The following is a 7650-nucleotide window of genomic DNA, read 5'->3' as shown; positions in this document are numbered from 1 at the left end:
TCTCCTCGTTACCCCGTTGTCGTAACTCCCGAAATTCTGCAAACGATCAGCCAAAAAATCGTGGAGAATTTTCAGCCCCAAAAAGTGATTTTATTCGGCTCCCATGCCTGGGGTAAACCAAAGCCGGAAAGCGATATCGACCTTCTCGTGGTCACAAATGCCCTTTCCCCCCTGCGGCCGGCCCAAAGACGCCTCCAGGTGAAGCATGTCTGCCAGCCTCCGCTGGTCCCCATGGATGTTCTGGTCCATACCCCCGAAGAGATCGGCGAAAAATCTGAGGCGGGGGATCTTTTTTTGGCGAAAATTCTTGCCGAAGGCAAAGTTCTCTATGACAAATCACCCGATTGATGCGTGGACAAAAAAAGCGGAGGCCGATCTGGCCGCCTGCCGAAAACTGGCGGAGGACGATGTCAGCGGGATGGCGGATGTGATCTGTTTTCATGCCCAGCAATGCGCGGAGAAATATCTGAAGGCCTTCCTGAATAAAATGAAGCGCGATGCCCCAAAAATCCACTCCCTGAAAGTCCTTGTGGAACTGGCTAAAGAGAGCGACCCTGAGTTTGAAACCCTCCTCGAAGATGCGGCCCAGCTTGAGGAATATGCGGTTGAATTCCGCTACCCCGACGAATCGGCAACGGAAGAGGAGGCCCGCGACGCCCTGCGAAGGGCCGCCGGTATCCGCGAATTTGTCCGCCTTAAAATTTAGGGTCACGAGACCCCAAGCTTTACTTCCTCATCGCCTGAATAAGAATCCGCGCCACCTCGGGCCGCGAAAATTCGTGCGGCGGTTCGATCCCCTGCGAGAGCATTTCGCGCACCTTCGTCCCCGATAGAAAAACATGATCCTCTTTTCCATGCGGGCAGGTCTTGGCTGACGCCATCCCCTCGCACTTTTTGCAGTAGACCGTATGTTCGAAAAACATCGGCTGAATCGCCAATTCCGCCGGATCGAACTCGTCAAAAATCAGCTGGGCATCGTAGGTGCCGTAGTAATTCCCCACTCCCGCATGGTCCCTGCCGACGATAAAATGGGTGCACCCGTAATTTTTGCGCACAATGGCGTGAAAAATCGCCTCGCGTGGACCGGCGTAGCGCATCGCCGCCGGGAAAACGGCAATACAGCTCCGATCGGCGGGATAGTAGTTCTTCAACAACACTTCATAACACTTCATCCGGACCTCGGCCGACACGTCGTCCGATTTGGTGGCTCCCACCAGCGGATGCACAAGCAGTCCGTCCACCATTTCGAGGGCGCACTTTTGAAGATATTCGTGCGCGCGGTGGATGGGGTTGCGCGTTTGAAAACCGACCACCCGCTTCCACCCCTTTTCGTGAAAATATTTTCTCAAGTGGGCGGGGTCTTTCCGGTATTCCGCAAAATCGGTATACTTGACCCGATTGAGCACATTCACCGGACCTCCCAGATAAACATCCCCCTGATCGTAAACCACGGCAACGCCGGGGTGGGCCTTATCGGTTGTTTTGTAGACCTTGGCCGCCTCTTCTTCCTTATCATAAGAAAACTTTTCCTTGAGATGCAAAATGGCCAGGGGGCCTCCCGCTGGATCGTAAAGGGCGACATCCTCCCCCTCCTTGTATTTTCCGGCATTTTCCTTTTTGACCGCCAGCGTGATGGGTATGGTCCAAGGGAGACTGTTCACAAGATGCATCGTATCAAGCACCGACTTGTAGTCTTTCGACTGCATGAAGCCGGCAAGCGGGCTTAAGGCGCCGGAGGCGATCATGTCGAGGTCCGACATTTCACGCTCGTTCAAGGTGACACGCGGCAGGGAGACCGCCTTTTTGACCCCTTCTTCGCGTTCGTGTCCGGTCAACAAACATTCAACGAGTGTGCCTCCGTGAGGCGGCAGGGGAAATTTCATATTTTTGTATGCCTTTCTGTTCTAATATATTTTAAGCTCGCAAACCACGCGGTCCTTTAACTTGTTTGCCTCCGAACCTTCAAACACTTTTTTCAGGAAGGAACCCCTTTTTTCGGTCACAACCATCAGGGCGGCATCCTCCCTTCGGGAAAGCTCCCCGCAGATTTCGAAATAATCTCCCGATTTTAATTCCGACTCGCAAGACACCTGAAAGGTGCGGGCCTGTTTTTCTATTTCTTCGATTTTTTTTTTGACCCCGTCCCGGTCTTGGCCGATATAAACAAGAGAAAGCCCCCCTTTCATCTCTTTGGCCTTATGGAGGGCGAAATGAAGGGCCTCGGTGGACTCACGGCCGGGGGAGATGACGAGAAAAACCTTCTTCATAGCCCACCGGCAATGGCGGGGACAATGCTCAACTCGTCGCCGTCTTTCACCGCCGTTTTTTCTCCGTCGAGAAAACGGACGTCTTCGTCGTTGACGTAGATATTGACAAAGCGGCGCAACTGCCCCTCATTGTCATAGAGGCGCTCCCGGAAACCCCTGAAGTTCGTCTCGAGGGCGGTAAGCACCTCTTTAACGGTATTTCCCGTCACTTCCACCTCGCCCTGATTGTTCGTCAGTTTTTGAAGCGGCGTTGGAATGCGTACTGTGATGGACATTGTTTTTCGTGGTTCGTGATTCGTGGTTCGTGGTTCGTTTTTGCGATCCGCGATCCGCGATCTGCGATCCACGCCCTATAATATTTTCCTCTCCACATAATCCTTCTTATCCAGATCCCAGTAAAACTCCGAGGCTCCCTTAACCTCTTTCGCAATCACCGAAACGACAATATACGACATGTGCGGAAAAAGCGGCTCCCCCCATGGCGCCGCCATTTCCCTGTCTTCCTTTGAAAAATAGACGCCATGTTCCGGATGCGAGTGAAACATGGAAACGATTGCCTCCCCCCTATCCCTTGCCTCCTGGGCAATACGTTCGATCTCTTTTGGATCGATGACATAAGCGGTCTTGGCGTCGCGGGGATACCGCTTGGGGTCGCTCCGGTGAAGTTCATTTTGCAAATTACGGGAGGGAATCACCTGTGTCGCAACCAGATGAGAGCCGACCTCGCCAACCACCATCCCGCAGGCCTCTTCGGGCCAGGCCCGTTTGCACTCGGCAAAAATCTCGTCCAACAATTTTTTGTTGATCTGAAGCATACCCACCATCCACCATCCACCATCTACCATCTACCATTCACCATTTCATCCCTTCAAAATACCTGTCCCCATGATCGGGAAAAATAGTGACGATCACCCCCTCTTTAATTCGCTCCGCCAATTTCAATGCCGCAAGCATTGCCCCGCCGGATGAATAGCCGACCAATAACCCTTCCTCTCTCCCCAACCGATCGGCCAGATCATAGCTCGGCTCGGTTTCAAGTCCCATAATTTCGTCCAATTCCTTCTCATGATAAATGCCGGGAACAATGGAGGTCGGCATATGTTTCAAACCCTCCAGACCGTGCAACGAGTGGGCCGGCTGGGCCCCCACGCAATAAATATTTTTGTTCCATTCCTTGAGACGCCGCGAGGTTCCCATCGCCGTTCCGCTGGTTCCCATGGTGGCGACAAAATGGGTGACCCGTTTTTGGGTTTGTTCCCAAATTTCCATCGCCGTCGTGTCGTAGTGGGCCCGGGAATTAAATTCGTTGTTGTACTGGTCGGGCATGAAATATTTTCCGGCGTTTTCCTCATGGAGCCTGTGCGCCATCCGGATGGCGCCATCGGACCCTTCCATCGCGCTGGAAAATGTCAGCTTCGCCCCAAAGGCGCGCACCGTTTCCTTGCGCTGATGCGAGGCGTTGGCCGGCATGACCAATTCTACTTGATAGCCCAATGCCGCGCCGATCATGGCGTAGGCCACACCGGTGTTCCCGGAGGTGGGATCCATGATGATCTTGTCTTTCGTGAGCCTTCCCGATTTGATCCCCTCCTGAATCATCCGCCAGGCGGCACGGTCCTTCACCGATCCGCCGGGGTTGAAATATTCAAGCTTGGCATAAATCTCCACTTTTTGCGGCAAATGCCTCGTCAACTCCCGAATCCGCACCAGAGGCGTGTTGCCGATTCGGTCTAGTATGGAAGAAAGAATCATCCCTCAATCACACTCATCTCAATCGGCTCGACGGTCAATCCCCGGGAGCGGAAAAACTTGAGCGATTCGTTCACCTTGTCCTCCGGCCCTTCCAGCTCCACGGCCATCAGGCCCACCTGCTCGTTCACCGAGGCGGAACGGATGTTGAAGCGGACCTTGTACTTGTCGTACATGTCGCAGATGATCGCCTCTTTGACCTGGGCGGCGGGAAAGGTGAGATAGACTTTTCTTCGGACGTTTTTAGCCATTTTTTACCTCCAATTTTCCTACTAATTCCTCAAACTCGTTTAAACTCGGCTTGATGATCGGCGGCTTTCCAAGCTTGTCCACCACGGCCTCCTGCGTCTTCAGGCCGTTGCCGGTGATGCAGAGGACAATCGATTCGTTTTTGGGAATCCGCCCCTCACCGATGAGTTTTTTGGCCACACCCACCGTCACGCCGCCGGCCGTCTCGGCGAAAATCCCCTCCGTCTCGGCCAAAAGCCGGATTCCGGCGATGACCTCCTCGTCGGTAATGTCTTCACACCAGCCTCCGCTTTGGGTCACCGACCGGGCGGCATAAAAGCCGTCCGCCGGATTGCCGATGGCCAGCGACTTGGCGATTGTGTTCGGCTTGACCGGCTTGAAGATGTCCCATTTGTTCTTCACCGCCGTGGAGATGGGGGCGCATCCGGTCGCCTGCGCGCCGTGGATTTTGGCCCGGTTTTCCTTGACGAGACCAATTTTTTCCAGTTCCCGAAAGGCCTTGTCGATCTTGGTCAAGAGCGAACCGCTGGCCATCGGAACAACGACGTTCTGCGGCGTCTTCCAGCCAAGCTGTTCGACAATTTCATATCCCATCGACTTCGACCCCTCGGCGTAATAGGGGCGCATATTGATGTTGACGAAGGCCCATTTGTATTTGCCGGCGATTTCACTGCAAAGCCGGTTCACCTCGTCGTAGGTGCCGTGGATGCCCACCAGATGGGTGCCGTAGATCATCGTCCCCAACACCTTGGTCGGTTCGAGATCGTACGGGATGAAAACATAGCTTTCGAAATCGCCCGCCGCGGCGTTGGCCGCCACCGAGTTGGCCAAATTTCCGGTGGAGGCGCAGGCAACCGTTTGAAACCCGAACTCACGGGCCTTCGAGAGGGCCACTGAAACAACGCGGTCTTTGAACGAAAGTGTGGGATAATTCACCGCGTCGTTTTTAATGGTGAGATCGGATACCCCAAGCGCCTTGGCCAGACGGTTGGCGCGGCGGAGAGGGGTAAACCCCACCTGCCTCCCGACGGTCGGGTCGCCGTCCAGCGGGAGCAGTTCTTTGTAACGCCACATATTGGGGCCGCGTGAATTTATTTTTTCGAGGGTCAGATCTTTTTTGATGGCCTCGTAGTCATAGACCACTTCCAGCGGACCAAAACAGAATTCGCATACGTGCGTCGGCGTCTTGGGATATTCCTGCCCGCATTCGCGGCATTTTAGGGCTTTTGTATAGGTCATATTCTTTCGTAGGGGCGCAACGCGCTCGTTGCGCCCCTACATTTTAAAAAACTGCTCGATGCTGAAATACCTCTGCCCCGCATCGCACAAAAAAGTCAGCACCTTTTTGCCGGGCCCCAGACTCGAAGCCACCTCTACTGCGGCATGGACATTGGCGCCGGAGGAAATTCCAACGAGAAGCCCCTCCTGCCGGGAGAGGCGGCGCGTCATTGAATAGGCGTCGTTGTCGGTCACCGCAATTACGTAATCCACAATTGAACGGTTTAAATTTTTCGGCACGAAGCCGTGCCCCAACTGCTGAATCTTGTGACGCCCCGGCTTTCCACCCGATATCACCGCCGATTCTGCCGGTTCCACGGCGACAATTTTCATCTTCGGGAACTTTTTCTTCAAGACTTCGCCCACGCCGGTGATTGTTCCTCCAGTTCCCACGCCGGCGACCAGTGCGTCAACCCCTTGGGGGAAATCGGCCAGAATTTCCTGTGCCGTCGTTCGCCGATGGGCCTCGGGGACCTCGGGATTTTCAAACTGCCTTGGCGCGAAACTGTTCGGATTCCCCCTCATAAATTCCTCGGATTTCTTTACAGCTCCGGGGATTCCCTCATCCTTCGGCGTCGTTCGAAGTTCGGCCCCAAAACCTTCAAACATCTTCCGCCGCTCGAGGCTGGCGTCTTCGGGCATGAAGATGATCAGGCGGTATTTTTTAACCGCGCAGACCATGGCAAGGGCGATTCCCGTATTCCCCGCCGTGGCATCGACAACAAGCCCTCCCGGCTTCAACCTTCCCTCCTTTTCGGCCTTTTCGATCATGGCAAGGGCGATCCGGTCTTTGACCGAAAAACTGGGGTTCCCCGCCTCGTACTTCCCGAAAATTTCGGCTCCCTCACCAGCCACATGCTTGAGAGGAATAACCGGTGTGTTGCCGATGGCCTGGAGAATAGAGTCCATTTCAGGAGGGCTAGCGTGACGTGTCCGCTTAAGTAACAAACGCGGCTTGACTCTGTCAAGCGGGATGACTAGAGGGAAACTCATGGAATATGAACCAGTTATCGGGTTGGAAGTTCATGCCCAACTGTTGACAAAGAGCAAAATTTTCTGTTCCTGCTCCACTCAATTCGGGGCTACACCCAATCAGAACACCTGCCCTGTCTGTTTGGGGCTTCCGGGGGTACTCCCCGTCTTAAATCAAGAAGTGGTCCACTTTGCCATCAAGGCGGCCCTCGCCCTGAATTGCTCGATCCAGAAAAAATCGATCTGGGCGCGAAAAAATTACTTCTACCCCGATTTGCCGAAAGGCTACCAGATTTCGCAGTACGAGGAACCGTTGGCATTGGGAGGATGGCTTGATGTCCCGGTCAACGGACAAAAAAAAAGGGTCCGGCTCACCCGGATTCACATGGAGGAAGACGCCGGAAAACTTTTGCATGAACTGGGCGACGAGATGGTCTCGCACGTTGACCTCAACCGCGCGGGTGTGCCGCTGATTGAAATTGTGAGCGAACCGGAAATCCACTCGGCCGGGGAGGCGGCGGAATATCTACGCCAGATGCGCTCCATTCTCCGCTACTGCGGCGTTTGCGACGGAAATATGGAAGAAGGTTCCATGCGGTGTGACGCCAACGTTTCCATTCGACCGGTTGGATCGGATAAATTCGGAACAAAAGTGGAATTAAAAAACATGAACTCGTTCAAGTTTGTGGAAAAGGCGATTGAATATGAAATTGAACGCCAGAAGGCCGCCCTCTCTGCGGGCGAAAAGATCGCGCAGGAGACCCGCCTCTGGGATTCAGGGCGGGGGGTCACCGAATCGATGCGGTCGAAGGAACAGGCGCATGACTACCGCTATTTTCCCGATCCCGACCTCGTGCCGCTTTTGATCGACGAGACATGGATCACCACGGTGAAACAGGAACTCCCCGAACTGGCCCCGGCCCGCGCCGCGCGGTTTGCAAAGGAATACCAGATTCCGGAATATGATGCGCAGGTGCTCACCGCCGAAAAGGCGATGGCAGATTATTTTGAGGAGGCGGTGCGCGCCTATAATCAGCCAAAGAAGATTTCGAACTGGATGATGACCGAGCTGATGCGGGAATTGAAAAATACAGGAATCGAAATCGAGCAATCAAAGGTAAGGCCCGGGCAGATC

Annotated in this window: 11 protein-coding genes; 3 read left to right on the top strand and 8 right to left on the bottom strand. The window is 54.3% G+C overall.

Going from position 1 to position 7650, the window contains the following annotated elements:
• Both HYU99_02365 and HYU99_02360 read left to right on the top strand, forming a co-directional pair.
• On the top strand, window positions 1–348 hold a 348-nt coding region (locus tag HYU99_02365), incomplete at its 5' end, for a nucleotidyltransferase domain-containing protein (protein ID MBI2339198.1).
• On the top strand, window positions 329–706 hold the full coding sequence (locus HYU99_02360; GenBank protein ID MBI2339197.1) for a HEPN domain-containing protein: 378 nt from the start codon (window positions 329–331) through the stop codon (window positions 704–706). The genes HYU99_02365 and HYU99_02360, both read left to right, overlap by 20 nt.
• 19 nt (window positions 707–725) lie before the next feature.
• On the opposite strand, the gene sat is transcribed toward HYU99_02360, so the two are convergent.
• From sat to cysK, 8 genes are all read right to left on the bottom strand, one after another.
• Window positions 726–1883: a sulfate adenylyltransferase gene (gene sat, locus HYU99_02355; GenBank protein MBI2339196.1), complete on the bottom strand. Its 1158-nt coding sequence runs from the start codon at window positions 1881–1883 to the stop codon at window positions 726–728.
• 21 nt (window positions 1884–1904) lie between these two features.
• Window positions 1905–2267, bottom strand: coding sequence for a universal stress protein (locus HYU99_02350; protein ID MBI2339195.1), 363 nt, complete (start codon window positions 2265–2267; stop codon window positions 1905–1907).
• On the bottom strand, window positions 2264–2542 hold the full coding sequence (locus HYU99_02345; protein MBI2339194.1) for a MoaD/ThiS family protein: 279 nt from the start codon (window positions 2540–2542) through the stop codon (window positions 2264–2266). The genes HYU99_02350 and HYU99_02345 overlap by 4 nt, the downstream gene beginning before the upstream one ends.
• Before the next feature lie 75 nt (window positions 2543–2617).
• Complete coding sequence (locus tag HYU99_02340) at window positions 2618–3082, bottom strand: M67 family metallopeptidase (GenBank protein MBI2339193.1); 465 nt, start codon at window positions 3080–3082, stop codon at window positions 2618–2620.
• A 37-nt stretch (window positions 3083–3119) separates the two neighbouring features.
• The gene (locus tag HYU99_02335; protein MBI2339192.1) at window positions 3120–4019 is read right to left on the bottom strand and encodes a cysteine synthase family protein; all 900 of its coding nucleotides are present in this window, start codon (window positions 4017–4019) and stop codon (window positions 3120–3122) included.
• Window positions 4016–4267: a FeS-binding protein gene (locus tag HYU99_02330; GenBank protein MBI2339191.1), complete on the bottom strand. Its 252-nt coding sequence runs from the start codon at window positions 4265–4267 to the stop codon at window positions 4016–4018. The genes HYU99_02335 and HYU99_02330 overlap by 4 nt, the downstream gene beginning before the upstream one ends.
• Window positions 4260–5504, bottom strand: a complete 1245-nt coding sequence (locus HYU99_02325; GenBank protein MBI2339190.1) for a threonine synthase — start codon at window positions 5502–5504, stop codon at window positions 4260–4262. Before HYU99_02325 ends, HYU99_02330 begins: the two co-directional genes overlap by 8 nt.
• 36 nt (window positions 5505–5540) lie before the next feature.
• The gene (cysK, locus tag HYU99_02320; protein MBI2339189.1) at window positions 5541–6452 is read right to left on the bottom strand and encodes a cysteine synthase A; all 912 of its coding nucleotides are present in this window, start codon (window positions 6450–6452) and stop codon (window positions 5541–5543) included.
• An 82-nt stretch (window positions 6453–6534) separates the two neighbouring features.
• Between cysK and gatB the strand changes: the two genes are divergently transcribed.
• The coding region (gene gatB / locus HYU99_02315) for an Asp-tRNA(Asn)/Glu-tRNA(Gln) amidotransferase subunit GatB (GenBank protein ID MBI2339188.1) at window positions 6535–7650 on the top strand (1116 nt) is incomplete at its 3' end.

Source organism: Deltaproteobacteria bacterium (assembly GCA_016183175.1).
Taxonomy (GTDB): Bacteria; UBA10199; UBA10199; order UBA10199; family SBBF01; genus JACPFC01.
Note: the sequence above shows the minus strand (reverse complement) of the source record. Positions and strands in the feature narration are given on the sequence as shown.

Excerpts from the sequence above, each read along its gene's own strand:
- HYU99_02360 (MBI2339197.1), top strand. The coding sequence starts at position 329 with ATGACAAATCACCCGATTGATGCGTGGACAAAAAAAGCGGAGGCCGAT.
- sat (MBI2339196.1), bottom strand. The coding sequence starts at position 1,883 with ATGAAATTTCCCCTGCCGCCTCACGGAGGCACACTCGTTGAATGTTTG.
- HYU99_02350 (MBI2339195.1), bottom strand. The coding sequence starts at position 2,267 with ATGAAGAAGGTTTTTCTCGTCATCTCCCCCGGCCGTGAGTCCACCGAG.
- HYU99_02345 (MBI2339194.1), bottom strand. The coding sequence starts at position 2,542 with ATGTCCATCACAGTACGCATTCCAACGCCGCTTCAAAAACTGACGAAC.
- HYU99_02340 (MBI2339193.1), bottom strand. The coding sequence starts at position 3,082 with ATGCTTCAGATCAACAAAAAATTGTTGGACGAGATTTTTGCCGAGTGC.
- HYU99_02335 (MBI2339192.1), bottom strand. The coding sequence starts at position 4,019 with ATGATTCTTTCTTCCATACTAGACCGAATCGGCAACACGCCTCTGGTG.
- HYU99_02330 (MBI2339191.1), bottom strand. The coding sequence starts at position 4,267 with ATGGCTAAAAACGTCCGAAGAAAAGTCTATCTCACCTTTCCCGCCGCC.
- HYU99_02325 (MBI2339190.1), bottom strand. The coding sequence starts at position 5,504 with ATGACCTATACAAAAGCCCTAAAATGCCGCGAATGCGGGCAGGAATAT.
- cysK (MBI2339189.1), bottom strand. The coding sequence starts at position 6,452 with ATGGACTCTATTCTCCAGGCCATCGGCAACACACCGGTTATTCCTCTC.